Here is a 281-nt window from a genome sequence, read left to right on the forward strand (position 1 = left end):
GCTGTTCGTCCCCGGCGGCGGCCGCCGTACCTTCACGGCGTCCGCGCCCGCCTACCGTCCGGCCTCCCGCACGGTGGCCGTGGCCGACGACCGGGCCGCCGCGGCCTCCGTCGTCCTCGCAGCGGGCCGACTGTCGGTCGGGGCCGCCCGCATCGAGGCGGCCACCCGCGCGCACGGCGTGGTGGTGCGCAGGGTCACGGTGCGCAACAGCGGCACCGCTCCCGCGACGCTGCGGATCGGCGAGCGCACCGGGGCCGGGCCCGGCGCCGCGGCTCCGGACG

At 81.1% G+C, this 281-nt stretch carries 1 protein-coding gene; it reads left to right on the top strand.

Translation table 11 applies throughout. The features are described from left to right. Positions 1–281, top strand: a 281-nt coding sequence (locus tag LO771_RS30450; protein WP_230748393.1) for a hypothetical protein, incomplete at both ends; no start/stop codon positions are given.

It is taken from the genome of Streptacidiphilus sp. ASG 303 (assembly GCF_020991365.1).
Lineage (GTDB): Bacteria > Actinomycetota > Actinomycetes > Streptomycetales > Streptomycetaceae > Peterkaempfera.